General features: G+C 70.5%; 24 protein-coding genes and 1 pseudogene. 16 read left to right on the top strand and 9 right to left on the bottom strand.

The annotated features are described in order from the left end of the window. Positions 1–1,533 carry an MDR family MFS transporter gene (locus AB0A97_RS24170; protein ID WP_361153497.1) on the bottom strand — a complete coding sequence of 511 codons (1,533 nt, stop codon included), beginning with the start codon at positions 1,531–1,533 and terminating at the stop codon, positions 1–3. A 93-nt stretch (positions 1,534–1,626) separates the two neighbouring features. Here AB0A97_RS24170 and AB0A97_RS24165 point away from each other — a divergent pair, with 93 nt between their 5' ends. The 3 genes from AB0A97_RS24165 to AB0A97_RS24155 all read left to right on the top strand — a co-directional run bounded on the left by AB0A97_RS24165 (position 1,627) and on the right by AB0A97_RS24155 (position 3,389). Then, a complete protein-coding gene (locus tag AB0A97_RS24165; RefSeq protein ID WP_361153494.1) occupies positions 1,627–2,187 on the top strand; it encodes a TetR/AcrR family transcriptional regulator in 561 nt (186 codons plus the stop codon). Between the two features lie 202 nt (positions 2,188–2,389). Beyond that, positions 2,390–2,515: a hypothetical protein gene (locus AB0A97_RS24160; protein WP_361153491.1), complete on the top strand. Its 126-nt coding sequence runs from the start codon at positions 2,390–2,392 to the stop codon at positions 2,513–2,515. Continuing rightward, a complete protein-coding gene (locus tag AB0A97_RS24155; RefSeq protein ID WP_361153489.1) occupies positions 2,493–3,389 on the top strand; it encodes a methyltransferase domain-containing protein in 897 nt (298 codons plus the stop codon). Before AB0A97_RS24160 ends, AB0A97_RS24155 begins: the two co-directional genes overlap by 23 nt. On the opposite strand, the gene AB0A97_RS24150 is transcribed toward AB0A97_RS24155, so the two are convergent. Continuing rightward, positions 3,349–4,074: a GNAT family N-acetyltransferase gene (locus tag AB0A97_RS24150; protein WP_361153980.1), complete on the bottom strand. Its 726-nt coding sequence runs from the start codon at positions 4,072–4,074 to the stop codon at positions 3,349–3,351. The genes AB0A97_RS24155 and AB0A97_RS24150 overlap by 41 nt on opposite strands. Positions 4,075–4,244: 170 nt before the next feature. Here AB0A97_RS24150 and AB0A97_RS24145 point away from each other — a divergent pair, with 170 nt between their 5' ends. Both AB0A97_RS24145 and AB0A97_RS24140 read left to right on the top strand, forming a co-directional pair. Next, positions 4,245–4,988 (top strand): alpha/beta fold hydrolase, encoded by a 744-nt coding sequence (locus AB0A97_RS24145; RefSeq protein ID WP_361153977.1) that lies wholly within the window; start codon positions 4,245–4,247, stop codon positions 4,986–4,988. Further along, complete coding sequence (locus AB0A97_RS24140) at positions 4,985–5,488, top strand: hypothetical protein (protein ID WP_361153486.1); 504 nt, start codon at positions 4,985–4,987, stop codon at positions 5,486–5,488. Before AB0A97_RS24145 ends, AB0A97_RS24140 begins: the two co-directional genes overlap by 4 nt. A gap of 188 nt (positions 5,489–5,676) precedes the next feature. Here AB0A97_RS24140 and AB0A97_RS24135 read toward each other — a convergent pair whose 3' ends face one another. Beyond that, entirely contained in the window at positions 5,677–6,144 is a 468-nt protein-coding gene (locus AB0A97_RS24135) for a hypothetical protein (protein ID WP_361153484.1), read from the bottom strand. Between the two features lie 251 nt (positions 6,145–6,395). On the opposite strand from AB0A97_RS24135, the gene AB0A97_RS24130 reads away from it, so the two are divergent. After that, positions 6,396–7,094 (top strand): AraC family transcriptional regulator, encoded by a 699-nt coding sequence (locus AB0A97_RS24130; RefSeq protein ID WP_361153481.1) that lies wholly within the window; start codon positions 6,396–6,398, stop codon positions 7,092–7,094. Positions 7,095–7,369: 275 nt separating this feature from the next. Continuing rightward, positions 7,370–8,539 (top strand): 4-hydroxybenzoate 3-monooxygenase, encoded by a 1,170-nt coding sequence (locus AB0A97_RS24125; protein ID WP_361153479.1) that lies wholly within the window; start codon positions 7,370–7,372, stop codon positions 8,537–8,539. Positions 8,540–8,641: 102 nt separating this feature from the next. Here AB0A97_RS24125 and AB0A97_RS24120 read toward each other — a convergent pair whose 3' ends face one another. Then, entirely contained in the window at positions 8,642–9,367 is a 726-nt protein-coding gene (locus AB0A97_RS24120) for an SDR family oxidoreductase (protein ID WP_361153476.1), read from the bottom strand. An 83-nt stretch (positions 9,368–9,450) separates the two neighbouring features. Between AB0A97_RS24120 and AB0A97_RS24115 the strand changes: the two genes are divergently transcribed. Further along, on the top strand, positions 9,451–10,356 hold the full coding sequence (locus AB0A97_RS24115; protein ID WP_361153473.1) for a LysR family transcriptional regulator: 906 nt from the start codon (positions 9,451–9,453) through the stop codon (positions 10,354–10,356). 106 nt (positions 10,357–10,462) lie between these two features. Here AB0A97_RS24115 and AB0A97_RS24110 read toward each other — a convergent pair whose 3' ends face one another. Continuing rightward, positions 10,463–11,737 (bottom strand): glycosyltransferase family 4 protein, encoded by a 1,275-nt coding sequence (locus AB0A97_RS24110; protein ID WP_361153471.1) that lies wholly within the window; start codon positions 11,735–11,737, stop codon positions 10,463–10,465. 526 nt (positions 11,738–12,263) lie between these two features. Here AB0A97_RS24110 and AB0A97_RS24105 point away from each other — a divergent pair. From AB0A97_RS24105 to AB0A97_RS24095, 3 genes and pseudogenes are all read left to right on the top strand, one after another. Beyond that, positions 12,264–12,956: a response regulator transcription factor gene (locus tag AB0A97_RS24105; RefSeq protein WP_361153468.1), complete on the top strand. Its 693-nt coding sequence runs from the start codon at positions 12,264–12,266 to the stop codon at positions 12,954–12,956. A 127-nt stretch (positions 12,957–13,083) separates the two neighbouring features. Further along, the gene (locus tag AB0A97_RS24100) at positions 13,084–14,580 is read left to right on the top strand and encodes an ATP-binding protein (RefSeq protein ID WP_361153466.1); all 1,497 of its coding nucleotides are present in this window, start codon (positions 13,084–13,086) and stop codon (positions 14,578–14,580) included. A gap of 136 nt (positions 14,581–14,716) precedes the next feature. Continuing rightward, positions 14,717–14,986: pseudogene (locus AB0A97_RS24095) on the top strand (antibiotic biosynthesis monooxygenase family protein); the annotation flags it as partial. Positions 14,987–15,175: 189 nt separating this feature from the next. Here AB0A97_RS24095 and AB0A97_RS24090 read toward each other — a convergent pair. Together AB0A97_RS24090 and AB0A97_RS24085 are read right to left on the bottom strand one after the other, a co-directional pair. Then, positions 15,176–16,630, bottom strand: a complete 1,455-nt coding sequence (locus tag AB0A97_RS24090) for a CoA transferase (RefSeq protein ID WP_361153463.1) — start codon at positions 16,628–16,630, stop codon at positions 15,176–15,178. Positions 16,631–16,656: 26 nt separating this feature from the next. Continuing rightward, complete coding sequence (locus AB0A97_RS24085) at positions 16,657–17,655, bottom strand: MDR family oxidoreductase (protein WP_361153461.1); 999 nt, start codon at positions 17,653–17,655, stop codon at positions 16,657–16,659. 137 nt (positions 17,656–17,792) lie between these two features. On the opposite strand from AB0A97_RS24085, the gene AB0A97_RS24080 reads away from it, so the two are divergent. The 3 genes from AB0A97_RS24080 to AB0A97_RS24070 all read left to right on the top strand — a co-directional run bounded on the left by AB0A97_RS24080 (position 17,793) and on the right by AB0A97_RS24070 (position 19,967). Beyond that, positions 17,793–18,638: a LysR family transcriptional regulator gene (locus tag AB0A97_RS24080; RefSeq protein ID WP_361153458.1), complete on the top strand. Its 846-nt coding sequence runs from the start codon at positions 17,793–17,795 to the stop codon at positions 18,636–18,638. Between the two features lie 250 nt (positions 18,639–18,888). Beyond that, on the top strand, positions 18,889–19,527 hold the full coding sequence (locus tag AB0A97_RS24075) for a TetR/AcrR family transcriptional regulator (protein ID WP_361153455.1): 639 nt from the start codon (positions 18,889–18,891) through the stop codon (positions 19,525–19,527). Between the two features lie 35 nt (positions 19,528–19,562). After that, positions 19,563–19,967 carry an ester cyclase gene (locus AB0A97_RS24070; protein WP_361153452.1) on the top strand — a complete coding sequence of 135 codons (405 nt, stop codon included), beginning with the start codon at positions 19,563–19,565 and terminating at the stop codon, positions 19,965–19,967. A gap of 652 nt (positions 19,968–20,619) precedes the next feature. Here AB0A97_RS24070 and AB0A97_RS24065 read toward each other — a convergent pair. Continuing rightward, positions 20,620–21,204 (bottom strand): hypothetical protein, encoded by a 585-nt coding sequence (locus AB0A97_RS24065; RefSeq protein WP_361153450.1) that lies wholly within the window; start codon positions 21,202–21,204, stop codon positions 20,620–20,622. 212 nt (positions 21,205–21,416) lie between these two features. After that, positions 21,417–21,737 carry a Ku protein gene (locus tag AB0A97_RS24060; RefSeq protein WP_361153447.1) on the bottom strand — a complete coding sequence of 107 codons (321 nt, stop codon included), beginning with the start codon at positions 21,735–21,737 and terminating at the stop codon, positions 21,417–21,419. A gap of 251 nt (positions 21,738–21,988) precedes the next feature. Here AB0A97_RS24060 and AB0A97_RS24055 point away from each other — a divergent pair, with 251 nt between their 5' ends. Both AB0A97_RS24055 and AB0A97_RS24050 read left to right on the top strand, forming a co-directional pair. Continuing rightward, positions 21,989–24,235 carry a helix-turn-helix transcriptional regulator gene (locus AB0A97_RS24055; RefSeq protein WP_361153444.1) on the top strand — a complete coding sequence of 749 codons (2,247 nt, stop codon included), beginning with the start codon at positions 21,989–21,991 and terminating at the stop codon, positions 24,233–24,235. Between the two features lie 12 nt (positions 24,236–24,247). Beyond that, the gene (locus tag AB0A97_RS24050; RefSeq protein ID WP_361153442.1) at positions 24,248–24,805 is read left to right on the top strand and encodes an XRE family transcriptional regulator; all 558 of its coding nucleotides are present in this window, start codon (positions 24,248–24,250) and stop codon (positions 24,803–24,805) included. Positions 24,806–24,875 lie beyond the last annotated feature (70 nt).

The following is a 24,875-nucleotide window of genomic DNA, read 5'->3' as shown; positions in this document are numbered from 1 at the left end:
TCACCTGGCCGGATCCTGTGGCTCAGGCCGACCGGGCAGGAGCAGACAGAGCGGCACGGCGACGACGCTGAAGGCGACCGACCACCAGAAGGCGTCGCCGAAGCCGTCGGCCAGAGCAGCCGGAGTACGGGCGTCGCCGACGGTGTGCTGGAGGACGATGGCGAGTACGGCGGTGCCGACCGAGCCGCCGAGTTGCTGGGCGACCCGGGCGATGATGCTGGCGTCCGGGATCTCCTGGTGGCCCAGCCCGATGTAGGCGGCGCCGTTGAGCGGGACCATGGCGGCGCCCATGCCGATACCGCGCACGAGCAGCGCGGCCATGAGCAGCACCTTGCTGGTGCCGGCTCCGGCGAAGGCGAACGGCACGGTGGCCGCGGTGGCGAGAGCGAACCCGGCGAAGGCCACCCAGCGAGGGCCGATGCGGTCGGTGCAGTGGCCGGCCCGGGTGCGCGCGACGAAGGCGCCGACGCCCTGCGGGATGAGCAGCAGCCCGGCGCCGAGCGCGTCCTCGCCGCGGACCTGCTGCCAGTACAGCGGCAGCAGCAGCATCGCCCCGTACAGCGTGATGCCGCCCAGGAAGCTCAGGGAGGCGGCGGAGGCCAGCGGACGGTGACGGAAGAGCCGCAGGTCCACCAGTGAGCCGGCGCGCGACAGTGCCCAGGCGGCGAAGCCGCCGATCAGGGCGAGCCCACCGACCAGCGGTACGAGCACCTCGGCGCTGACGAAGCCCGCGCTGCCCTCGACCCGGGACAACCCGTAGATGACAGCGGCGACGCCGGGGGAGAGCAGGAGCAGACCGACGATGTCCAGGCGGGCACGGGGGCTGCCGGGGGAGGGACGGTCGTCGGGCAGGTTGCGCCAGGCGAGCCGGCCGCCGACGAGACAGAAGGGGATGTTGACGAGGAAGATCCAGCGCCAGTCGGCCAGACTCAGGACGACCCCGCCCAGTACGGGGCCGAGGATGGGGCCGAGCGCGGTGGGCAGGGTGACGGTGGCCATCACCTTGCCGATGTTGCGGCCCTTGGCGGCCTGGATGACCAGCGTGGCCATGAGCGGCATCATGATGCCGCCGCCGATGCCCTGGACGACGCGGAAGGCGATCAGGCTGGTCGCGTCCCAGGCCAGCGCGCACAGCACCGAGCCGAGCAGGAACGTGCCCAGCGCGGCGATCCAGAGTTGCTTGCCGCCGAGCCGGGACTGGGCCCACCCGGCGAGCGGGATGGTGACGAACACGGCCAGCAGATAACCGGTGCTCACCCACTGGATCGTGGACAGCGGAGCACCCAGCTCCGCGGCCAGGTCGTTGAGGGCGACGGTGACGATGGTGGTGTCGAAGACGACGGCGAGGGCGCCGACGATGACGGTGAAGGCCAGGCGCCACACGGCGGGGTCGACGCGGTCGGGGTCCGGCGGGGCGGGGCTGGCCCCGGCCGCCGCTGCGGTGCCGTCCTCGGTCGCGGTCCTGGCCCCGGCACCGGTCCCGGCATCGGCCTCGGTCCCGCCCGCGGCCCTGGCCCTATGGGAAGCACTCATGGAAAAGCCACCTTAAGATATAGGCATGTATCTTGCGCTCGCCAGAGTAGGGCGCGAGTTTAAGATAGGCAAGTCTTTCTAAAGGAGGTTCGGATGCCCGAGAGGCGCCGCGGAGCGGCACTGGAGAAGGCGCTCCTTGACGCGGCCTGGGAAGAACTCACCGCCAACGGCTATGCAAGGTTCACCATGGACGCGGTCGTCCAGCGCGCCGGAACCAGCCCGCCCGTGCTCTACCGCCGCTGGTCCGACCGCGACGAACTCGTCCGGGCGGCCATCACCCACGTCCTGGAGCAGTGGCGGGTCGACACACCCGACACGGGAAGCCTGCGCGAGGACGTTCTCACCCTCATGCGGACGATCAACGCCACCCGCGTCCAGCACATCACCGTCATGAGCGTGCACCTGGCCGGCTACTACCAGGAGACCGGCGCCGGTCCTGGCGACCTCCTCGCCACGGGACGGGAGAAGGCCGCCGACGTACTCTTCGACCGGGCCGTCGACCGCGGCGAGGTCAAAGCCGAACGCCTCACCGAACGCATCAAGTCCCTCCCCTTCGACCTGCTGCGCCACGAGATCCTCACGACCTTCGCCCCCGTGCCCGACCACGTACTCGAAGAGATCGTGGACACGGTCCTTCTTCCCCTCGTGCGCTGACCACGGCACGTTTCACCGACGGTCCCGGCCGGTTCCGGCCGGTCCGGCGAATTCCGGCAGGCACCGGCCGGCTCCGGTCGGCATGGGGGGTGACCCTGACGGGTGAACCGAATCCGGACAAAAGCAACGGGATCTAGTGATCAAGAAGTGGGGTGGGGACACTCGTCTCACAGACCGTCTCAGCAGCGCGAAAGGAATGCCCATGGGACACCGACAGGAGGCCGACGGCCAGGTCGGCGGCCCGTTCTCAAGTCCGGGCGACCCGGGTAACCCGGCGCCGCAGGGTGAGGACGAAGACGACGACGATGACGACGAAGGCCGCTCCTGAGAGCCCCCCTCGACATCTGGACGCGGCCGAGCTGCGCCGGCGGTGCGCAGCGACGATCGACACCTACGGACCGGGCTACTTCGAGGGCCGCCCGTGGCTGCGGCAGGCATTCCTCGACACCCCGCGCGAACACTTCGTCCCCGACCGCTACTGGTCCACGGCCCGACGGGAGGGCCGCTTCCCGGTGCTGGACCGCACCGAGCGGCCCCACGCCTGGCTCCAGCGGATCTACCGGCCGCTCGCCCCGCTCATCACCCAGATCGCCCTCGGTGAGATCCGGCCCGAGGACGGGTCCACCGACTGCGGCGATTTCACCAGCTCCATCTCGTGTCCCGCTGCCGTCGTGGGCATGCTGCACCACCTCGACCCTCGGCCCGGCGAGCGCATCCTGGAGATCGGCACGGGCAGCGGCTACAACGCCGCCCTGCTGGCCCGTCGCATCGGCGCCACAGCCCTCGTCACCGTCGACATCGACGCGGCCCTCGCCGACCGGGCCGAGAGCAAGCTGGCCCAACTCGGCATGGCGCCCACGGTCGTCACCGGCGACGGGGAACAGGGCTACGAGCAGGCAGCGCCCTTCGACGGCATCCTGTCCACCGCCGCCGTCCGCGAAATCCCCCAGGCATGGCTGCGCCAGGTCCGCCCGGGGGGCGTGATCGTCACACCGGTGGACACCCCGTTCAACTGTGACGGCCTGTGCCGCCTGGTGTGCGACGGACAGGGCAACGCCACCGGCCGGATGGTGGGGGGCCTCGACTTCATGAAGGTGCGCGGCCAGCGCGAGCGCCGGCCGTACAGCGAACTGGGCTGGCCCCTGTGGAGCGACTACCACGTCACCGCCGGACCCGACGGACAGCGCATCCGCACCCCCTGACCGCGCCAGTCGCCAGACTCGGCGTACGGAACGTAACCCCGGTCCCGCAGCGGCCCGAGCGTCTCGCGCCAGCACCAGCCTGCCGTGCTGCGCGCGGAATGATGGAGTGGCCGGGGGCGGGCATGGTGGCTCCTTGCGTGTCGTACGCCTGTCGGATCGACACGGACACCGAGCTTCTTCGTTCCCGACGGAAGTCGGCTGGACGGTCCACGGCGTACACGGTGACGGGCTTGCCATGCGGCCGGTCTTCTCGGCGCGGTGAGAACCCCAGACGCTCGGCCACTCTCACCGATGCCTCGTTGTCCGGACGCATGAGAGCTGTGAAGTAGGCGCCGTCCAGCCTGGCGAACCCCCATTCCAGACACGCCATGCCTGAGCGGCCTTGGTGGCACACGCATCCCCAATGTCCCGCTCGGATGGTCCGCCCCAGCTCCACTTCGTCTGACTGCTCCCAGTACCGCAAGCCGCTTCGGCCGATGTAGTCGCCGCTCGACCTGAGTTCGACGGCGCACAGGCGATGGCCCTGCTCGGCCCACTGCCGCTCGATCGCGGTGAGGCGTTCCACCGTTTGTCGGTGCGAGCAGGCCCCGACGAAGCGGTTGACCCGAGGATCGGCGTGGAGCGCTACCAAGGCATCGACGTCAGACACATGAAGAGGACGCAGGCGCAGCCGCTCAGCCTCCATCGCGCGTTCGAGCACAGGTCTCGCGGCATACGGAGCCGAGGCGCCTGGACGCCTTCGAGGGACGGCCTCGGCCTCATCGCGGACCCGGCCGACGGCACCGCAGATCACCCAGCCCGCGTGCCGAGCTGGCCGGGTGTTGAGCGGGAGGCGATGGTGGGCACGTGGATCACATGAGTGACATCGGTTTCTTCGCCCGCAGATACGGACCTCCGCCCCACGAGGGCCGTCCCGTCGTGGTGCTCGTCCACGGGCTCGGACTCTCGGGACGGTACTTCGTGCCGCTCGCGCGTCGACTGGCCGCGAACGGGGCGACCGTGGTGGTGCCGGACCTGCCGGGTAACGCGCGTTCGCGGGCCGCCGCCCGCCGCGCACCTGATGTCGGACAACTTGCCGATGCCTTGGCCCGCCTGCTCCAACGACTGTCCTCGGGCCCCAGCCTGATCGTGGCCAATTCGGTCGGCTGCCAGGTGGCCGCGGCCCTGGCCGCCCGTCACCCCCACTTGGTGAACCGCCTGGTGCTGGTCGGCCCTGCGCTCGAACCGCGGGTCTCAGGCCGGCGCCAGTTCGGGCGGCTGGTCGCGGACGCCCCCCGAGAGCCCTTCGGCCTGCTGTGGCTGGCAGCGTTCGACTACCTGGTGACCGGGCTCCTGCGCTGCGCCGCCTCCTTCCGCCGGTCGCTGCGGGACGCGGCCGAGTCATTCGAGGTGAACCTGTCCCAGGTCCGCGCGCCCACGCTCGTCGTACGAGGAACGGGTGACACCATCGCCTCCGGCACATGGACTCGGCGCGTGGCAGGTCTGGTCGCCGACGGCCGCACGGAGGACGTCCCGGGCGCGGCCCACGCGGCCCACTACAGCGCGCCGGACGCCATGGCCGCACTGATCGAGAAGTTCACGGCGGGAGAGACCGGATGAAGTCCCCGAAGTCGTCCGGCCACACCCCGTCCGGGCACACGAAACGTCCCTCGCCCTGGCTGCGCCTGCTGCCCGGCATCTCTCCGAAACGCCGGGGTTTCGTCCTGGCCTGGTGGGGGTTCGCCCTCACCTTCGGCGGGATGCGCCTGCTCACCTGGCTCATCCACATCGACGTGGCCGGAGTCGGCGACATGCAGGCCGGCGGGATTCACATTCACCACTACGTATGGGGGATCCTGCTGCTCGCGGTGGTGGGCGCGGCGAGCCTGGCCGATCGTACGGCGCGGGCCCGCGCCTGGATGGGACTGGCCTACGGGGTGGGCCTGGCCCTCGTCGTCGACGAGGCGGCACTGCTGATCAGCCTGGAAGACGTGTACTGGGACACGGAGGGCGGATTCAGCATCGCCCTGGCCATCGCCGTGATCGCCGTCGCCGGCAGCGTCCTGGCGATGACGAGGGGACGGCGGGCCTCCAGAAACGATCCGGAGGACGACGGCTGAGGCTGTGCGGGACCAACCGGCGTCAGCAGGGAAGGCCCTCCCGCGGTGACGGCAATCACCGCGGGAGAGCCTGACCCAGCAGGCGGCAGTGCCCCTTGCCGTGGTGCATGGCCCCGCGACCATCGGTACGGCTGAACGCGCCACCCGAACCCGCTTTGCCGCGTCGCCGAACTGCCCAGTGCCACGGCTCAGACACGAGCCCGAATCTGCTTGACGGGATGCCCCAGTCCGTCCGCCAATGCCGTCAGCTCGTCCTCGTTGAAAGAGGCGCGTTCGGGGTTCCGGACAGCGAGCTCGAAGCGGGCGAATCCGAGGGGCCAGTCATAGTCCAGTGCGTCCAGGCTGGTTGTTCCCCCGCAGCACGGAACCTCGACCGTGAGCGTGGTGAAGCCGTCGTAGTAACGGTCCGTGAGGATGTCACCCCACCACTCCGTATCGATGGCGGCCCGGCACAAGGGGCAGCCGATCGTCTCCGGGTTGCCCCCGCAGTCGACGACAGTCACCGTGCCGTGCCACCGCACGTCGATCCGCACGCCCGCACCCTCGTCTGCAACGGGGACCAGCTTCTCCACGAGCGGGACGACGCGCTGAACCGCATCGCGCTCCGGCTGCCACCGCGGATCAACCGGAATGATCGACAGAACGTCGTCGCTCATGACTCCCTCTCCTGGTCAGGCACGGTGCGACATCACCGTGTGATGCTGTCGAGCGCGCGTTCCGGTCCCGCACCCTCCCGGACCCGGCGGCGCCCAGGCAACCACTGTCCTGTCCGCCACCGCACCAGTCGGCGCATCACCGGTAAGATTTCCCCCCGATGCCAACAAGCCGCCGACCGTTACCGGAGCCCTCGAAGCCGCAGCCGCAGACCAGTCCCAGTGGCGCCGGATGGCTGCCGCACGGCTCTCACATGGTCACCCACTCCCACGTCCAGGGCCAGCTCGTGTACGCCGCCGCCGGCACGCTGGCCACCACGACCGAACGCGGCACCTGGGTCGCCCCGGCCAACCGTATGACGTGGACGCCGCCAGGCTTCGCCCACTCGCACCGATTCTACGGCCGCACGGACGTACGCCTGTTGAACATTCCGGTCGACCTGTGCGGCCAACTCGTGGAGCACCCCAGTGTGTTCGCCGTCAGCTCCCTGCTGCGTGAAGCCGTACTGGCGCTGACCGGCGACCGGCCCGAGTCCCGCCCCGGCGCTCACCAGCGGCTGCTCGCCGTGGTCATCGACGAACTCTCCGACACCCCCGAGCAGTCACTGCACCTCCCCGAATCCAGCGACGACCGGCTCCGGGCCGTCACCGACCTCCTGCACGCCGACCCTGCCCAGTTCACGACCCTGGCGGAGCTGGGACGTGTCGCGGGAGCCGGCGAACGCACCCTGAGCCGTCTGTTCCACACGGAACTCGGCATGAGCTTCCACCGGTGGCGCACCACGCTCCGCATTCACCACGCCCTGGCCCACCTCACCAACGGCATGTCGGTCACCGACACCGCGATGGCATGCGGGTGGTCGAACCCCACCAGCCTCATCGAGGCGTTCACCGAGATCGTCGGGCAGACGCCTGGGAGCTACCAGGCGGACCTGCGTAACGACGGTAAGTGACGGCGGCCCCACGCGCCGGACAGGCAGAAGCCGGACAAGCGGAAGCCGGATGGGAAGAAGCCGGATGGGAAGAAGCCGGGCAGGCACAAGCCCGGCTCCCGCAGGAACGTGTGACCTCAGGTTGGCGGCTTTCCGGTATCCCGCGCGCATTCGCCGGTGGGCGACGGTGCCCACCGGGTCCAGTGTGGAGGGCAACACGCCGCACCGTCCGGGCGGCACGGCCGTTCACGCGCTGACGTGTTCGGCCCCGCATTCTGCAAGGAGCTCGGAAACACATGACCGAAACTGGCAAGGACACAGCCGTCGTCATCGTGGGAGGCGGAGTCGCCGGGCTGGCACTCGGCAACTTTCTCCTGCGAAAGGGGGTCGATTGTGTCGTCCTGGAAAAGTACAGCCGTGCCTACGTGGAGCAGCGGCACAGGGCTGGCTCTCTCGACGCCTACGGGGTGCGCAGGTTGCTCGAACGGGGGTTGGGTGAGGTCGTCGAGGGCCACAGCCACAGTGCCTCCGATGCCGGCCTGCCGCTGCTGATCGACGGGGAAAAGCGGCAGTGGAAGAGGATGGACGCCGTGGATGATGTCGACGGCGTCTTCTGCCCCCAGCGGACCCTCGTGCGGAACCTCATCAAGGTCTTCCTCCGCGACGGCGGCGACCTTCGCTTCGAGGCCGAAGACATTTCGCTGCACGGCATCGACACCGAGCACCCCCTCGTCCACTACCGCGACGCCGACGGCCGGACGCAGACCGTCAATTGCGACTTCATCGCCGGCAGCGACGGCTACCGTGGCGTCAGCAGGACGGCCATACCTGACGACGTCCTCACATGCTCCACCCATGAGTTCGGGTACGCATGGCTGTCCGTCATGGCGGAGGTGCCGGCGGACCCTCCGGCCGTACTGGCAGTGCACTCCCGTGGCTTCGCCGCGCGATTCACCCGCGGCGCGGACACGAGCCGTCTCTATCTGCAGTGCCCGCTCACCGACACCGTCGAGCAATGGCCGGACGAGCGGATCTGGAAGGAATTGGAGGCTCGCTTCGGTGAGCCCGTGGTACCCAAGGGACCGATCACGAGCAAGCAGGTCGTACCGCTTCGCGGGGTGGTATTCAGTCCCATGAGTTACGGAAAGCTCTATCTCCTCGGGGACGCTGCGCACCTCATCTGCCCGATGAGCGCCCAGGGCATGAGTCTCGCCCTCCACGACGCCGAGGTGCTCGCCCGCGCGCTGATCCAGCAGGTCGAGCAGCACGATTCCCGTCTGCTCGACAGGTACTCCGACACCTGCCTGGACCACACGTGGGAGCGGCAGGCGTCCGCGGTCCGGCTGACCGAGACGGTGCACGACTCCGGGGACGCTTCCTATGAAGGGGAGTTCCGCAAGCAGATAGCCCGAAAGAATCTGGAAGCCCTGCTGGAGCCAGTGGCGACGGATCGTGTGTCCGGGTGATCCGGCGACAGGCTGATTTGCTGACTCGACCGCCGGGGCTGGCCGTACGCACATCCAGGCGGCCCGGCCGTACGGGCACGCGCCACGAGCTGGCGTGTCCCGTCACCAGGGGATGACGCCCTCGTCGTCGAAAAAGCCGCCGCGCGGCCCGTCGTCCGGCAGGGTGGCGAGCCGGATCGCGATCGCGGCGCCCTGCGCGGGCGTCCGCGGCGCGTTGAAGCCGGTGAAATCGGTCGCGACGTAACCAGGGCAGGCGGCGTTCACGATGACATGCGTATCGGCGAGGCGGCGGGCGTACTGGGCCGTGACGCTGTTGAGCATCGACTTCGACGGCGCGTACGCAGCCATGATCGGACCTGTCTGCAGCGTCAGCGAACCCATGTTGCCCGACATGTTGACGATACGCGGCGAGCCTGCGCGGCTGAGCAGCGGGAGCATCGCGTTCGTCACCCGCACGACGCCGAACACGTTCGTATCGAGTACGGTGCGGACGACGTCCAGGTCGAGTGTCGTGGGATCCTGCGCGCCACCGTCGGTCGGGCCGGAGATGCCCGCGTTGTTGACCAGCACGTCGAGCCGTCCTGCCCGCCGTTCGATGGCCGCCGCCGCTGCGGCGACGCTGTCGTCGCAGGTGACGTCGAGAGCGACACCGAACGCGTCGATGTCCGCGGCCCGCAGCCGCCCGACGGCCTCCTTGCGCCTGGCGCCGTCGCGAGCCCCCACCGCGACCGTGAAGCCGATCGCCCCGAGGCCCTGCGCGATGGCGAGCCCGATTCCCTTGTTCGCGCCGGTGACCAGCGCGGTCTTCGTGTCGTTCACCCGGTCCATGCTCGGCGCACCGCGTACGTCTTGTCCAAGACGGATCCGGTACGTGCTGATACCTGCCAGGTATCAGCCGCTAAGCTCCGCCCATGGACGATCTCGAAACCCGCGAGCTCCGCTATTTCGTCGCGGTCGCCGAGGAACTGCACTTCGGACGTGCCGCCGACCGGCTGGGGATCGCCCAACCGCCGCTCTCGCGCGCGATCCGCCGGTTGGAGCAGCGGCTCGGCGTCCAACTCCTCGACCGGGACCGTCGCGGGGCCGCGCTCACCGACGCCGGCCGGGTGCTGCTCCGCGAGGCCCGAGGAGCCCTCGACGCGGTCGCGGCCGCCGCGCGCCGCACGCGACGCGCCGGAGATCCGAAGCAGCCGCTGGTGCTCGTCACCAAAGCCGGGGCGTCCCACGAACTGCTGCAACAGCTCCTCCACACGCTGACGAGCGAACCGGGCACGGTCCCGGTCGAAATCCTGCTGTGCGAGGTCGGCGAACAGGCACGACTCCTGCGCAACGGACGAGCCGACGTGGCACTCATGCACCACCCGTTCGACGACCTCGCCGGCTTCGACACCGAAGCCCTCTGTGTCGAAGGCCAGGTCGCGCTGCTTCCCGCAGCACATCCACTCGCATCACGCCGTCAACTCACACTGGCGGACGTCCGCAACGTGCCGGACCTGCCCATCGCCCGATGGCCCCGGCTCGACGGGTCCTACCCGGACGGGCCCGGACCGGAGGTACGTACCCAGTCACAGCTCGCGCAGCTCGTAGCGCTCGGAAAAACGCTGCTCGTCATCCCTGCCTCCAGCCGTGCCTGGCAGTGGCCCGGTCACATCGCGGTGCCCGTCACCGACGCGCCGGACGTCACCACGGTGCTCGCCTGGTCGCCGAACAGCCACTCACCGGCGATCGCATCACTGGTCCGTTCAGCGGCCGAACTCCGCGACACCGCGCCGCCTGCACCGCAGACTGAGCGTTCCGGGAGTGCGCCCGCGGCCTGAATCGTTCCGGTCTGGTGGTCCACCCCGGCGACCAGGGCCGTGAGGCTCGACGCTGAATCCCCGCAGCGCCAAAGGCATCGGCCGGGGAATCCCGGGCATTCAGGGACTACCGGATCTTGCCCGCCACGGCACGCGTCGCGGACCGCACGGCGAGCGCGGTGCCGATGGCGTGGGTACGCGCGCGGAAGCCGGCTTTCCGCCGAAAACCGATCGAACGGCGTCCGGGGCCACGCCGCAACAGGTCCTGATAGAGATCCTGGTGCCGCTCGGCTATCAGTGCGGGATCGAAGCGGGCGGAGTTCTTCAGCGCCGCCTCGCCCATGCTCCGTCGCAGATGGTCGTCGCCTACGAGCTTCAGCAGGGCCTTGGCCATGCCGTCGACCTGGCCGGGCGGCACCAGGTAACCGTCGGCACCGTCATCGATGATCTCGCGTGGTCCGACAGGGCAGTCCGTGGAGACAACGGGAAGACCACACCGCATCGCCTCGACGATGGTCATACCGAACGACTCGCGATCAGAAGCCGAAGCGGCGATCGAACCTTTCACCCATTCCGGTTCGAGCGGATCGGCCTTGCCCATGAGATGCGTGTGCTCACCCAGTCCGAGTTCATTGATGAGGCTGCTGAGAGATTCCCTCTCATTTCCTGTGGTGTCACCTTCGCCGAAGATACGGAGCTGCCAGTCCGGGTATTTCTCGACCACCGCGGCGAACGCCTTGACCAGAATGTCGTACCGCTTGAGCGGAATCAGCCGTCCCGCTGCGACGATGGCCTTGCCGCCGCCGTCGGCAGGCGCGACGGAAGGCCGGGGAACGCTGTTCGGTATCGCCTCCACCCGTACGCCCGGCAAATCGAGCTGCCGATACGATCGGGCATCGAATTCGGACACTGTGGTGACGGCATCCAACAACTGGTAGTGATGACGTATCTCGTGCCGCAGCCGGAAACCGTGCCCTGAGAAGGTCAGGTGCTCCTGCCCCACGCGGATGCCGGCCGCACGCGACTGGCGAGCGATGTGCGCGTTGAGGCCGGGCCTCGTCCCGACGATCACATCGGCCTCCAGTTGCGACAGACAGTGGCCGATGCGGGAGTCCGTCAGACGGCTGTACTGCCTGTGCCGTCCGTCCGCGCGAGGGAAGATCCTTGCGGGCTCCGCATGCCGGGGGTCATCGCCCTCGAAATCGGCGGACGCGGCACGCAGATCCACAAGAGGGGTCAGTCCCACCTTCGCCGGCACGCCCATGACCGGAACATCGCGGTGCCGGAACACCGAGACGATTTCCACGTCATGCTGCTCGGCCAGAACCGAAGCGAGGTTGTACGTGGCTCTGATCGTGCCGCCGATGCCGTAGGCATTGTGAAGGAGAAAAACTATGTGCATGGCCGTTCAACCTCATAATGCATCGTGAATGTGAGCCGGTGAGCCGGTCGTGCCGGACCTGCTCGCGCGAAGGGGTAAACCGTCGTACAGGTCGGGCGGCCGGCAGGGCTGCTACCGGCGCCCCGAACCGAACACCACAACTGCGCCTGGTTCCGGCAGAGGGCGACAGAAGGAGAAATAGGCGGCAGAAACGGGGGAGCAGGGCATGGGAATGTTTCTTGTCAACGGAGCGGGTGTCCGGGCCGGGCAGCGGCAGCCCCGGTGGGCCAGGACACGACGAACTGACCGGGTGGTGCCGAAATCCCGATCGGGCCGTCATCCCTCCCGCGTTTGGCATGCTCGACGGGCGGCAGCGGCAAGGCTCGCGCAGCGCGGCTTCCCGACGCAGTGCCGGAAGGACTGGACGGCTGCATTCTGCGCACACCGACCCGAAGAAAACCTGAAGATCCGATACCGGCGCCCGGCCCGCCGCGCCCCTGAAGTTTTCTTAAGAAACCAGGACGAACGGTGTGCCAGGCTTATAGGTATGCGCCGCATTCTGCTCGTGGAGGACGATCCTCAGGTCGGCCCCGCCATCCGGCGGGGCCTGACCGCCGAGGGATACGCCGTGGACGTCGCCACCGACGGGGTCACCGGCCTGGCACTGGCACTGGCCGAGGAGCACGACGTCATCGTCCTGGACGTGATGCTGCCCCGCCTCCATGGCTACGGGGTGTGCGGCCGGCTGCGGGCCGCCGGCGTCACCACACCCGTACTGATGCTGACCGCGAAGGACGGCGAGCACGACGAGGCCGAGGGACTGGACACCGGCGCCGACGACTACCTCACCAAGCCCTTCTCCTACGTCGTCCTCCTCTCCCGGCTGCGGGCCCTCCTGCGGCGCGGCGGCCGCGCCGGCACCGCGTCCGTGCTGTCCCACGGGGATCTGTGGGCCGACCTGGCCACCCGCCGTGCCGGGCGCGGCACCACGGCCGTCCACCTCACCGGCAAACAGTTCGGTGTGCTCGTAGCGCTGATGCGTGCCGAGGGGCGGGTGCTGTCCAAGGGGGAGATCCTCGACGAGGTGTGGGACCCGGCCTTCCGTGGTGACGCCTCGATCGTGGAGGTGTACGTCTCCGCTCTCCGCCGCAAGATCGACACCCCTTTTGGAACCCGTTCGATCGAAACCGTTCGCGGCTACGGCTACCGCCTCGCCCCCACCGGGGGCACCAGTGGCTGAGCGCACCGTTCCGCCAGGACGCCCAGGACGCCCGGGACGCCCGGAACAGCCCGGCCGCACCGGGCGCGCCGACGAGAGAACACCCCCGCCCCCCGCACATCGCCCCCGAATCGGGGTGCTGCGATGGATGCCGACCGAAGCCCGGGCCGCGATCCTCGCGGGACTCGCCGCCTGCGTCGTCTTCACGGCCGGAGCGTGGTGGCTGCGCGGCCACGTCTACGACGAGACCCTCAGGCAAACCGCCCGCCTCGCCGCGGTGCAGGCCCGTACCACCGCGGCGACCGAGGCGACCACGGACCAGACCCACGTCTTCGAGCAGGGCTTCTGGCCCAAGATCGAGGTCGACGACAGCGGTCGTCTACGCCCTGCTGTCGGCATCGCCGTCACCCTGGACGGCCTCGCCGAACTCCTGCCGCCCGCCCCGCCCGACGCCGGCTCCAACTGGTCCCGTACCGTCACCCTCAGCGCCGAGCGGACCCGCCGCCTCGCGCAGAAGTGGCCCGCCCAGATCGAACCTGCCCTTCCCCAGGGAGACGATCCCGCTGCCGAGACCGTCCGGATGCGGGTCCGCCAGCGCATCGATCGCCTGCTCCACCGGGACCTGACCGCCGTAGCCGCCCGTTACACCCTCCCCGACCACCGCTGCACCGACCCGGCCGACGCGCCCGGCAGGTGTCGGCGCACCGTCTACCACCTGGTCCCGCCCGACGACGCCGACGCGGCTGTCGCCACCCTCGACACCCCCCTGAAAGCCGGCGTCCCGGCCGCGGCCCTGGTCGTGGCGGCCACGGCCTGGATCACCACACGCCGCTCCCTCAGGCCCGTCGAGGCCATCCGCGCGCAAGTGGCGGACATCACCGACACCACCGACCTGGACCGGCGGGTTCCCGTCCCGGTCGCCCGCGACCGGATCCGCGCTCTGGCCGAGACCACCAACACGACCTTGAACCACCTCGAAGAAGCCGCCGACCGGCAGCGCCGTTTCGTCGCCGACGCCTCCCACGAACTCCGCTCACCCCTCACGGCCCTGCACACCCAGCTCGAAATCGCCCTCGCCCACCCCGAACACCTCACCGACGCCGTCCACGACGCTCTCAGGGCCACCGACCGGCTCCGCCGCATCACCGACGACCTCCTCTACCTCGCCCGCCCCGACACCCCCGGCCCCGGGGAAGTCGTCGACCTGGTCGAACTCGCCCACGAACTCGCGCACGAATACGGTCACCGCGGCCAGCCGGTCGTGCTCGGGCCCTTCCCCGAGGAAGCACCCGCACGAGGAGACGCCCTCCAACTCCACCGACTCCTGCGCAACCTCCTCGACAACGCCCACCGGCACGCCGCCGACCGCGTCACGCTCACCGTCACCCCGCACGAGCACGGATGGGACATCTCCGTACACAACGACGGCACCCCACTCGCCCCCGAAGACCTGGAACGGGTCTTCGAACGCTTCACCCGCCTCGACGAGGCCCGCGGCCGCGACACCGGCGGGAGCGGCCTGGGCCTGGCCATCGCCCGCGACATCGCCCACCGTCATCACGGCACCCTCACCGCCCACACCCACCACCCCCGCCCCGGCACCACCTTCACCCTCCACCTCCCCGCCACCCACGACGCCGGCTGATCGCCCCCACCAAGCAGCCGCAGACTTCCGTCGAAGAGCCCGCCCTTGCCCCTGACGTCGACGTCAGGGCTTACCTTGCGTCTTCAGAGCCGGTCCAGGGCTCGCTGTACCACACGCGAAGGGGTGGAAGAGAACAGTGGATCCGCTTCAGGAAAAGGCTGCCATCGCGGGTACGGAGCCGACTGCTCGGACGGCCGTCATCCTGGCCGGCCGGGTCTTCGTCCCTGCCGGTGACGTCGAAACGTTCATCACCGAGGCGCAGGCGACGTACCCGATCGCCGCGGCGAACCCGGGAAACGTGCTGATCTCGTTCTGCGTGGAGGACGCGGCGACCGGAACCGTCACGGTGCTGGAGCAATGGACGTCCCAAGAGGCGCTCGACCGGCACCTGAGCACGCCGGAGGTCAGGGCGCTCTTCGCCGAGTGGAGCCCGCGCATACGCAACGAGGTGCGCAAGTTCGACGCGCTCAACGAGCGAGACCCCGGGCCTGAGACACCGGTGTCCGGACTGGACCACCTCGGCAGGCAACGACGCCTCATCACGCGCGCCGGCCGCGACGTGCCGAGCCGCCGGGGGAGTGGCGCTGCCTCCTCCTCAACGTGGCAGCCACTCCGGCCGCGAACTGCCGAGCCGAGGTGTGGCCTTCGACCAGCGTGGCGCGGTTTCGCTCATCCGGATGACGGGACCGAGACTCTTGAGATCGCCGTAGGCGGTCCCCTCTTCGGTTACGGCGTAACGCTCGAACTCGTCAGCGGTCAGGCGGCCCGGAGCCTCGGTGAAGTCCTCGACCAGGCCCTGGCGTTGCAGGAGCGTCGCGGACTGACAGAGCGAGACCTGTACGTGATACGAGCCGCCCTCGCGCGCACGCCGGGCGAGGGCGAGCAGGGCACCGTAACCGCCCAGGAATCCGGTGAGGAAGTCGCAGAGGTACACCGGTGTCAGCTGCGGCCGGCCGCCGTTCGCCGCGTCTCCCTGAAGGGTGCAGGCTCCGGTGACTGCCTGCGCGACCTGGTCCCACCCCGCGCGCATCCCGAAAGGGCCGCCCGGACCGAAGCAGTTGACGCTCACATACACCATCCCCGGGCGGAGCCGCGCGAGGTCGTCGGGGCCAAAGCCGTGCGCCGCCATACGATGTGGCCGGTACCCCTCCACGAAGACATCCGCTGCCGCGGCCAGCGCGCGCAGCCGGACGGCTTCCTCCGCCTTGGTGTAATCCAGGTAGGTACTGCGCTTGCCGTGGCTGGTGTCGCGGACGAAGGGCGTCACCTGCGGCAGCTGCGGTGCCGTCACCATCAGTACGTCGGCCCCGTGCTCGGCCAGGCTGATGGCGGCCGTGGGACCGGCGAGGATCCGGGTGAGGTCGAGCACCCGGACTCCGGACAACGGCTCGGCGGCGCGAGCCCCGCCGGGCAGGGGCTCGGCGGGGCTGTCTCCGATCTTGGAGATCTCCACGACCGGACGCGAAGCGAGGTGGAGGCCGTGCGGGTGCGCCCGCCATTCCTCCGGCGTGCGCACCACCCCGCCGCACGCTTCGGCGGCAGCGACGGCCTCCTCAAGATCGTCCGCCTTCCACCTGCGGACCGCGGCCCGGACCGACGCGGGCGTGGGTTCGCAGCGCAGCACGTCCAGCACCCGCCGTTCGAGGTGCGGAAGGTTGAAGTGCGGCAGGAACCAGCGGTCGTCGGCGGTCCGCCAGGGCTGTGTGAGCGCGACCATGTGCTCGACGTCGGGAGACGGCGGCGCGGGCCGGTACTCGCCGTCGGCGCCGCGTACGAGCGTCATGTCCTCGCCGCCGAGGGCGGTCGCGGCCGCGGCGCGCACGTCGACCGCGATCCTCTGGCGGCGGCCGGTGCGCAACTCCCACAGATCGTTGGCCGCGACCGCGCGGGCGGCCAGCGCGTCGGCGAGCGCCCCACCGATCCGGAACGGTGAAACGAAGAGTGGGTCCGACCCGGTGATCGTGACCTCGCCGACGGCCGGTCGTGGGCCGTCGCGCAGCGCCATGAGTTCGTCGTACGCGCCTGCATTCCTGGGGTTGACGGCGTCCATGTGTTCCTCCTTCCTTACCGGCGTGCTCAGGCCTGCCGGGTCGCGTCGACCACGATGCGGCCGGTGCCGTTCCCGGCGAGGAGTTCGGCGGCCGCTTCCTGGGCGTGGGGGAGGGGGACGACGCGGGTGACGGTGTCGAGGAGCGCGGGGCGCAGGTGGCGCGCAAGGCATTGCCAGGCCGCTTCGCGACGGCTGACGGGGGTGCGGACCGAGTCGATGCCGACAAGGCAGATGCCGCGCAGGATGAACGGCAGGACGTTGCCGGGGTATTCGGCGCCCGCGGCGAGTCCGCAGGTGGTGGCGACGCCGGAGTGCTGCAGGCCGGCCAGCGCACCGGCGAGGACACTTCCTCCGGCCGCGTCGATCACGCCTGCCCAGCGCTGTTTGCCCAGCGGCCGGCCGGGAGAGGTGAGTTCCGCCCGGTCGACGATGCGGGCAGCTCCCAGTGCCGTGAGATGCCCGCCGAGCGCGTCGCGACGTCCGGTGGCGGCGATGACCTCGTAACCGGCTCCGGCGAGCAAGGCCACGGCGATCGAGCCGACGCCGCCACCGGCACCGGTCACCAGCACCGGCCCGTTCTCGGGACCCGCACCGTACCGTTCGAGCGCGAGGAGGCTCAGAGCCGCGGTGAACCCGGCCGTGCCGATCGCCGCGGCCTGCCGCGGGCTGAACGGGTCGGGTACGCGGACGAGGTCGTCGCCGTTGACCACGGCCAAGCCGGCCAGCCCGCCGTGCAATTCTTCACCGAGCCCGGCGCCGTCCAGGGTGACCAGGTCACCTTCCCGCCAACGGGGGTGCCGGGAGGCGAGCACTTCCCCGGTGACGTCGATGCCGGCGACGAGCGGATGGCGGCGGACCACGCCGGGCCGGCCTTGCAGAGCGAGAGCGTCCTTGTAGTTGATGCTGGAGTAGTGCACCCGCACGCTCGTGTCGAGATCGTCCAGCATCTCGGTGTCGAGCTGTTCGTACGTCGCACGCGGCCCGTCCGCAGTGTCCCGCACGATCCAGCCGGTGAATGACGTCATGCCGTGTCCCCGTCCTCTCCTGGTCGGTCGTCCTTCGATTTCCACGGTAGGAAGCCGCGATCCGTGAGGGAAATGCCTGTCGCTGCCTGGCTATGCGCGCTGGGCATAGCGGCTGAGGGCCCTTTAGGCTGCGGGGTATGGAGGTAGAGCTGCGGCATCTGCGCGCGTTCGTCACGGTCGCGGAACGGCGTACGTTCACGGCCGCCAGCCACGAGCTGCTGATCACCCAGCCGGCGCTGTCCCGTACGGTCCGGCAACTGGAGGAGACGGTCGGGACACGGTTGCTGGACCGCACCCCGAACGGCGTCGAACTCACCGAAACGGGCGGGGAGTTGTACGAGCGGCTGCGTGGTGTACTCCGCGACCTCGACGCGGCCCTGGCCGCCGCGGGCGGGCATGCCGGGCTGCGGATCGGCTTCCAGTGGGCCTTGCCCGACCCGTGGACCAGCGACCTGCTGGCCGCCTTCGAAACCGCCACGGGCGCGAGGGCGACCCTCCTGCGGCGCGACGACATCGTCGCCGCCCTGCACTCGGGCGATGTCGACGCCGCACTGGTACGCGGCGACGTCCATGCCTCCGGCGTCACCGGCGCACCGCTGTTCCAGGAGGACCGGCTGGCCGCGGTGGCCGCCGGATCACCGCTCACGGCCGGCGGCGAGCTGGACTGGTCGGAGCTGTCCGCGCACCCCCTGGTCGTCAACACCGTCAGCGGCGCGACGAGCCCGGACGACTGGCCGCCGGAGAACCGGCCGGCGCAGGTGGTCGAATGCGGCAGCTACGACGAATGGCTCGCCATCATCGCCGCCGGCCGCGGCATCGGCTCCACCACCACCTCAGCCGCCCGGACCCACACCCACGCCCGCGTCACCTACCTGCCCCTGCGGAACGCCCCCCAGGTCGCCCTCCACCTGCTGTGGCCGACCCGGCGCACGGGCGACCCACTCCTGCGGCGCTTCCGCGAACTTGCCCATGCTCCTGCCTGAGACTCGCAAGGGGCGGGGAGCGGTGGTTCATGCTGTGGGGGAGTGGCGGGGCGGAGCGTCGGCAGTGCGGGCCGTTGCCCTCGCCGGGCCCGGCCCGTCGGCGTAGGGAGTGGAGCATGCGGCGCGGCCGTCGCCAGCCCCCGGGCCCGGATTCCCGCGATGCCAGACTGTTTCCGTGAGTGAGCACAGCACAGCAGATACAGGCACGGGCGGGGGCGCAGGGCGGGAGAAGGCTAACGGCCCACGGGCGGTGCGCCGCGGTCGGCCGCCCCGGCTCTCCCGCGACCGCGTCATCGAGGCAGCCCTGGACATCGTCACCAGGGAAGGCAGCCGGGCGCTGACCATGCGCCGGGTCGCCGAGGCGCTGGGCAGCGCCCCGATGAGCATCTACCGGCACGTACGGGACAAGGACGAACTCCTGGTCCTCCTCCTGGACCGCATCGTGGCCGGCCTGCCCCGGCCCGCACTGCCCGACGAGCCCCGCGCCCGCCTCCTCGCCCTGCTGACCTGGCAGCACGACGAACTGGCGGCCCGACCCTGGATCGTGGACGTGCTGGGACGGGGCGACCTGATGGCCCCCTCGGTCCTGTGGCTCCTGGAGGAGATCTACACCGCCTGGCACGCCTGCGGCCTGTCGCTGGAGGAGGCGGCCACCGCCAACCGGATCGTCTGGAATTTCCTCCTCGGCGACCTCACCCAGCACGCCGACCGCCCCGCGGACCGCGCTCCGTACCAGGTGAGCGTGCCCGCCGAGGCGGACCCCGCCCAGTACCCCACGGTGGCCGCGCTGCGCTCGTACTGGCGGTCCGCGGACCGCCGCGACCACTTCGGCGACGACCTCGCCGTGCTGGTGACCGCCCTGACGGCGAGCGCTGGCCGAGGCCGGTGATTGACCCTGCGCGTACACGTACGCAAAATGAAGACATGGACACCCTCGCTGTGCTCTACCGTCGCTGGCTCCGCGACCTGTGGCACGGAGACTTCTCCGCCGCCGAGGAGATCTTCGCCCCCGGCATCGTCGGCCACTGGCCCGCCTTCGACGTGCACGGCCCGCAGGGAATGGCCGACCAGGTCCGCCAGTCGTACGACTACTTCGACGACATCAAGGTCACCATGGATGTCGGTCCGGTCGTCGGCGACGGCCTGGTGGCGGCACACTGGACCTTCCACGGCACATACCGCGGCGGCATCCCGGGTGCCACCGCCCCGGCCGGCGCCCGCATCTCCTTCGCCGGGCAGGACATCTTCCGCGCCGCCGACGGCCGCTTCACGGAGTACTGGGTCGTCTCGGACGGCCTCGGCATGATGACCGCGCTCGGCGCCGTCTGACACCTCGGCCGCGGCGCCACCGCCCACAACACGCGACATGTACGACGACTGCCGCGGCACCCCAGGCCCCGCCAGGCAACGACCAGGAGGCGGCGCTGCGCGCGGCGTACGAGCAGCACGTACCCGGCATCACCAGCCTGGCCCGCGCTGCGCACCGCCCGGCGCCACCGACTCGGGATTCCCGGCCCCGGTCGGCAAGCGCGGCATGCAAGTTGCGCCTCAATCCCTCCTGATGCCCCACAGCTTGTCGTTGCCCTTGCCGCCGTGAACCCGGGCCCAGGCCTGGACCACGGCACTGCCGGAGCCAAGGGCCCCACGCCTCCCCCTCTGGCGGAGAGGTCCGGAGTCAGCTCGGCTGTCGTCCCGTGGCGGTTCACCGAGTGGCCGGCTGGCGTCCCGGTGTGCTGCGAGAGTGCGTCCACGGGCAAGCCCATCACCTTCCCCATACAGCCCGGCTCGGGTTCGTGCCCTCCGGCCGCGGCTCCCCTTCAGGCCTGCCCTGCCCCTACTGCGGAGAAAAGACCACCCCCAGGACGGGGGCTGGGCGACCAGCGGGAAGGGAGTGCCTGTGACGGTGCGTCCGCCACACTGCGCCGGCCCGGACGCCACAGCGCCCCGGACCTCTTGATCCGGGGCGCCGCTGTCTGCCGGGTCAGACCAGGAGAAACCCCGCGGCGGTCACCGCGCCGCAGGACGCGCCGGCCACGGTCTGCGCGACGGTGTGGTACGTCAGCGCGACCCGGGACCAGCACACCGCGATGGTGAGCAGGTAGGCCAGCAGCCACCAGGGCGAGTGCACGACGGCGAGCAGGGCGGGGACCGCGGCGGCGACGGCGGAGTCCACGGAAATCTTCCAGACCGTGTTGACGGCCAGGAGGACCACGGTCATGACCCACAGGGCGAGCATGGCCACGAGGATGCCGGACGGGGCGTGGCCGAGGACCATGACGAGCGCCCCGAGCCCGACGGACGCCAGGATCACCAGGAAGATGGGGCCGCGCTTCGTACGGTCGACGACGTGCCGGTCACCCCAGGTACCGCGCTTGCGCTGCCACTCGATGTACCCGGCCGGTATGAGCCCTGCGCACAGCGCGCCGAGCAGGCCCCACAGCAGGCCGGTCCAGTCGCCCGCGGCCGCCAGGCCGATGCCCGACATGCCCACCACGAGGACGTTGCGGGGCTGGAGCGTGTCGGTCACGGCGCGCGCGGCCGTCGTGGTCGAGGTGGTGGTCGTCATACAACTGTCTCCGCGGTGTTGAGCAGGTCGTGCACCTGTGTCCGGCCATAGTGGCGGGGCGGTGTTCCGGCACAGTCACCGGGGGCGCTGTTGTATTCGGGCGGGCCGCCCGCGTTGCGGCGCAGGCGCATGATGCTGCCCCGCCCAAGACGTCAGCGGCCCGCCATGGTCGACCCCAGCCAGAAGGCCCCAGTCATGGCCGGTCCACCCGCTCACCCAGCCGACGGCAGAACTCCTTCGGCTTCCTGTCGGCTCGCGGACCAGCGTGCGGGCGGCAGTGGCAACTGCTGAAGGTCGTCGTCGGTGATCGGGGCGACGCGCTCACCGGTGCCACACCCGCGGCCGGCCACTTCCGTCGGCGCCTCGGCCTCACCTTCCAGGGAGCAGGTGGGCTGGTAGCGTACGCGTCCGCCATCGGTCTTGTGCACGCGGACGAAGGAGACGGACGGCCCGCGGTCGGTGGCGGCGTGCAGGGAGGTCGGCACGGTGACCAGACCGAAGCTCAAGGCGCCCTGCCAGAGCGAGTGCGGCATAGCTGATCTGCCCTCTCGCTGGGCTTTCAGCCCAGGCCGGGCCCGGCCTACGCGCACGCCAGCCGGTTCACGGCTCAGTCCCTGCCCGTCCGCAGGTGCCGACGAACGCGTCCCCGGATGCACCGTGCCGTCTCCGCTGCGCGCGTTTCCACTCTCCGAACGCAAGTCGCACGCGCTGCATACGCGTTTCGTACGCCCAACGTACGCGATTCGTACGCTTCATGGGTAGGGTGTCGGCCAGGAGGTGTTCCATGTCCGAGTTGTTCGACGCGGTCGACGCCCTGCTCGCGTCTCGCGCCAAGCTGCCGCTACCGGCGGAGCGCAAGCGGCTGCGTGCCGCGCACGGCCTGACGATCGACGAAGTGGCCACCGCGCTGAAGGTGCGCCGGGCCACGGTGTCCGGCTGGGAGTCCGGCAAGACCGAGCCCCGCCCGCCGGAGCGCGACGCCTACGCCCGGCTGCTGGACAAGCTCGCGGAGCTTTACCCCGCCGAGGCCACTGCGCCCATTCAGGACGCTGCGGAGTCGGCTACGTTCACCACCGCACCCGCCCCGGCAAAGGCGCAGACCCTGTCCACGGGCCAGGCACCCGACGCTGCGGACATGACCGTGACCGAGAACATCCAGGCCCCTGCCTCCGCTCCCGTCGCCGCTGCTCCGGCGGCCGCGCCGCATCCGGCGCACACCACCAGGCCGACATCGTCGACGTCGCGCCGCCCGAGTGCGAAGAAGACGGCCGCGGCCCCGGCCCCGGCGGGGGAGATCGACCCGCGTTTCGAGAACGGCCCGCTGGCGGTCGTCGACGTCGAGGGCGGGAAGGTGCTGGCGTACTGCGTCGGCGGCCTGGTCCTGGAGGTGCCCGCGAAGTCCCTGCCGTCTCTGGTGGACTGGACACTCAAGGAGGCGAAGCTCGGGCAGCCGAAGCTGTCCGGTCCGGGCAAGCCGGCCGACCCGCTGATCGTGCTCACCGAACCCGCGCTGGAGCGGTACGGCCTGCCCGTCGCCCTCACGGAGGAGGAGCGCCACGCCGGGCGGATCCCGGAGGGCCACAAGGTCGTCAAGCAGTTGGCCCGCGCGCAGTGGAAGTTGACGAAGCGCGGGTTCGGGCCGTGGGCGCGGATCTACCGCCCCGCGCAGGGCTCGGAGCGGGCCTGCGTGCAGCTGTGCATCCCGTCGTGGAACGCGCTGGACACCCGGCACTGGGGCCCGGCCGGGCAGCTTCCGCCGGCCGAGCTCGCCCGGGTGCTGGGCGCGTACGCGTCCCGGGTGATGACGCCGCGCGGTTCCACCGCCGTCACCGGCCTGGAGCTGATGACCGCCCTGCACCCGCCCACCTACGCCGTGCGCGACGAGGAGACCGGTTTGCTGCGGCAGGCCGACGACAAGACCCCCGGTTCGCTGGGCAAGGACCCGGTCGACCCGGCGCCGTGCGAGGCCCCCGACGGCCATCCGGTCCTCAAGGACCTGCCCCGGTTCCACGTCCGCGGCCCAGGCGAAAAGCTGTTCGAGGAGGCATACGACTGGGCGCGGCCGATGACCGACGAGGAGTGCCTGCGCCGCAACCTCGTGGGCCTGGACGTGAACATGGCCTTCGCCGCCGGAGCCAACGGCCTGAACGTCGGTCTCGGCGAGGCGACGCACGTCACGAATCCGGCGTTCGATGCGAAACTGCCCGGCTCGTGGCTGGTCGACCTGAGCCATGTCGACATGTCGAAGGTGAAGGCCGGCAAGGAGTGGGTGGAGCTGGACGGCAGCCTGCTGCCCTCCCCGTTCACGCCGAAGGGCGAGCGACCCGAGGGCCCGGCCTGGTACGCGACGCCCACCGTCGCGTACGCGGTGGAACTCGGCTACGAGGTGCGCCCGATCGAGGCGTGGGTGCGCTACGAGAACGGCCGTTACCTGGACGGCTGGTACAACCGGCTCCGTGACGCCTACCTCGCCACGATGGCCGACCTCGGCGTCGACGCCGGCCTCGCCCCGGCCGACTTCCTCGCCGCGATGGACGGCTACAAGGCCCGCGACCCGGAGCTGGCGATCGTCACCATGGCGATCAAGGCGACGGTCAAGGGCGGCCTGGGCAAGCTCCGCGAGCGGCCCCGCGGCGAGGGCTGGCGGCCGGGCGAGCCGTGGCGCGCCCTGTCCCGCCCGACCTGGCGGCCGGACATCCGCGCGGCCGTCATCTCCCGCACCCGGATCAACCTGCATCGCAAGATCATCAAGCACGCGGCGTTCACCGGGCAGTACCCGGTCGCGATCCTGTCCGACTGCGTCGTCTACGCGGTCAACGGCGAGAGCCCGCTGGACTTCCTGCCCTACCGGGAGGGCAAGCCGCTGCCCGGCGGCTTCAAGCTCGGCATCAACCCCGGCCTGGTCAAGCACGAGGGCACCCAGTCCGTCCTGTGGGGCGAGGAGGTCCGGGACCGGTTCAACGCGCCGGAGCTCAACCTGGCCCGGTACATCAAGGACGGCACCGTCACCGATGTCGACAACGGAGAGTAGGAGAGGGCCACGATGAGCCTGATCGGGGACGGCCTGGAGAAGGCGGTGCAGAAGGCGTTCACCCGCCCGGCGCCCAAGAGCGCGGGCGCGCAGATGCGATACCTGGTCAAGCAGCTCAAGGGCACGAAGGCGGTCGCCCAACTGCTGCGGGTCTCCCAGCGCACCGTCGAACGGTACGTGAAGGACCAGATCAAAAAGCCCCGCCCGGACCTCGCCGCGCGCCTGGAGCGCGAGGTGAAGAAGCGGTGGCAGCCGCAGATCCGGGCGAAGGCCAAGGCGCAGGCGGCGAGCACGGGCGGCATCGTCATCGACGCCCGCGCCCGCATGGGCTACACCGCGCCGATCGGATCGACCGACCAGGACCGCATCCGGCACCTGACCGTCGCCCTGCCGCCCGTCTACGCCGCCCGCCTCTTCGAGGCCCAGGAGGCCGGGGCCGGTGACGCCCGTCTCCAGGAGATCGCGGCCGAAGCGCTCAAGGAGGTGTACTTCCAGGACGGCGGCCGCCGCGCCGGAAGCCTGGAAGAAGTCCGGTTCACGGACATCGAGCACCTGGAGTTCGACCTGTAGCAGCCGCGCCCCGAACAGCCTGCGAGCCCCGTGACTGGGCGCGCGAGTTGGCGAGTGAGCGCGCGAGTTG

Source organism: Streptomyces sp. NPDC045470 (genome assembly GCF_040646595.1).
In the GTDB taxonomy this organism is placed as follows: Bacteria; Actinomycetota; Actinomycetes; order Streptomycetales; family Streptomycetaceae; genus Streptomyces.
This window is presented reverse-complemented; position numbering and strand designations above follow the sequence as displayed.

What these genes read in the sequence shown, in the direction of transcription:
- AB0A97_RS24170 (WP_361153497.1), bottom strand. Translation starts at nt 1,533, where the DNA reads ATGAGTGCTTCCCATAGGGCCAGGGCCGCGGGCGGGACCGAGGCCGAT.
- AB0A97_RS24165 (WP_361153494.1), top strand. Translation starts at nt 1,627, where the DNA reads ATGCCCGAGAGGCGCCGCGGAGCGGCACTGGAGAAGGCGCTCCTTGAC.
- AB0A97_RS24160 (WP_361153491.1), top strand. Translation starts at nt 2,390, where the DNA reads ATGGGACACCGACAGGAGGCCGACGGCCAGGTCGGCGGCCCGTTCTCA.
- AB0A97_RS24155 (WP_361153489.1), top strand. Translation starts at nt 2,493, where the DNA reads ATGACGACGAAGGCCGCTCCTGAGAGCCCCCCTCGACATCTGGACGCG.
- AB0A97_RS24150 (WP_361153980.1), bottom strand. Translation starts at nt 4,074, where the DNA reads ATGGAGGCTGAGCGGCTGCGCCTGCGTCCTCTTCATGTGTCTGACGTC.
- AB0A97_RS24145 (WP_361153977.1), top strand. Translation starts at nt 4,245, where the DNA reads ATGAGTGACATCGGTTTCTTCGCCCGCAGATACGGACCTCCGCCCCAC.
- AB0A97_RS24140 (WP_361153486.1), top strand. Translation starts at nt 4,985, where the DNA reads ATGAAGTCCCCGAAGTCGTCCGGCCACACCCCGTCCGGGCACACGAAA.
- AB0A97_RS24135 (WP_361153484.1), bottom strand. Translation starts at nt 6,144, where the DNA reads ATGAGCGACGACGTTCTGTCGATCATTCCGGTTGATCCGCGGTGGCAG.
- AB0A97_RS24130 (WP_361153481.1), top strand. Translation starts at nt 6,396, where the DNA reads ATGGTCACCCACTCCCACGTCCAGGGCCAGCTCGTGTACGCCGCCGCC.
- AB0A97_RS24125 (WP_361153479.1), top strand. Translation starts at nt 7,370, where the DNA reads ATGACCGAAACTGGCAAGGACACAGCCGTCGTCATCGTGGGAGGCGGA.
- AB0A97_RS24120 (WP_361153476.1), bottom strand. Translation starts at nt 9,367, where the DNA reads ATGGACCGGGTGAACGACACGAAGACCGCGCTGGTCACCGGCGCGAAC.
- AB0A97_RS24115 (WP_361153473.1), top strand. Translation starts at nt 9,451, where the DNA reads ATGGACGATCTCGAAACCCGCGAGCTCCGCTATTTCGTCGCGGTCGCC.
- AB0A97_RS24110 (WP_361153471.1), bottom strand. Translation starts at nt 11,737, where the DNA reads ATGCACATAGTTTTTCTCCTTCACAATGCCTACGGCATCGGCGGCACG.
- AB0A97_RS24105 (WP_361153468.1), top strand. Translation starts at nt 12,264, where the DNA reads ATGCGCCGCATTCTGCTCGTGGAGGACGATCCTCAGGTCGGCCCCGCC.
- AB0A97_RS24100 (WP_361153466.1), top strand. Translation starts at nt 13,084, where the DNA reads ATGCCGACCGAAGCCCGGGCCGCGATCCTCGCGGGACTCGCCGCCTGC.
- AB0A97_RS24090 (WP_361153463.1), bottom strand. Translation starts at nt 16,630, where the DNA reads ATGGACGCCGTCAACCCCAGGAATGCAGGCGCGTACGACGAACTCATG.
- AB0A97_RS24085 (WP_361153461.1), bottom strand. Translation starts at nt 17,655, where the DNA reads ATGACGTCATTCACCGGCTGGATCGTGCGGGACACTGCGGACGGGCCG.
- AB0A97_RS24080 (WP_361153458.1), top strand. Translation starts at nt 17,793, where the DNA reads ATGGAGGTAGAGCTGCGGCATCTGCGCGCGTTCGTCACGGTCGCGGAA.
- AB0A97_RS24070 (WP_361153452.1), top strand. Translation starts at nt 19,563, where the DNA reads ATGGACACCCTCGCTGTGCTCTACCGTCGCTGGCTCCGCGACCTGTGG.
- AB0A97_RS24065 (WP_361153450.1), bottom strand. Translation starts at nt 21,204, where the DNA reads ATGACGACCACCACCTCGACCACGACGGCCGCGCGCGCCGTGACCGAC.
- AB0A97_RS24060 (WP_361153447.1), bottom strand. Translation starts at nt 21,737, where the DNA reads ATGCCGCACTCGCTCTGGCAGGGCGCCTTGAGCTTCGGTCTGGTCACC.
- AB0A97_RS24055 (WP_361153444.1), top strand. Translation starts at nt 21,989, where the DNA reads ATGTCCGAGTTGTTCGACGCGGTCGACGCCCTGCTCGCGTCTCGCGCC.
- AB0A97_RS24050 (WP_361153442.1), top strand. Translation starts at nt 24,248, where the DNA reads ATGAGCCTGATCGGGGACGGCCTGGAGAAGGCGGTGCAGAAGGCGTTC.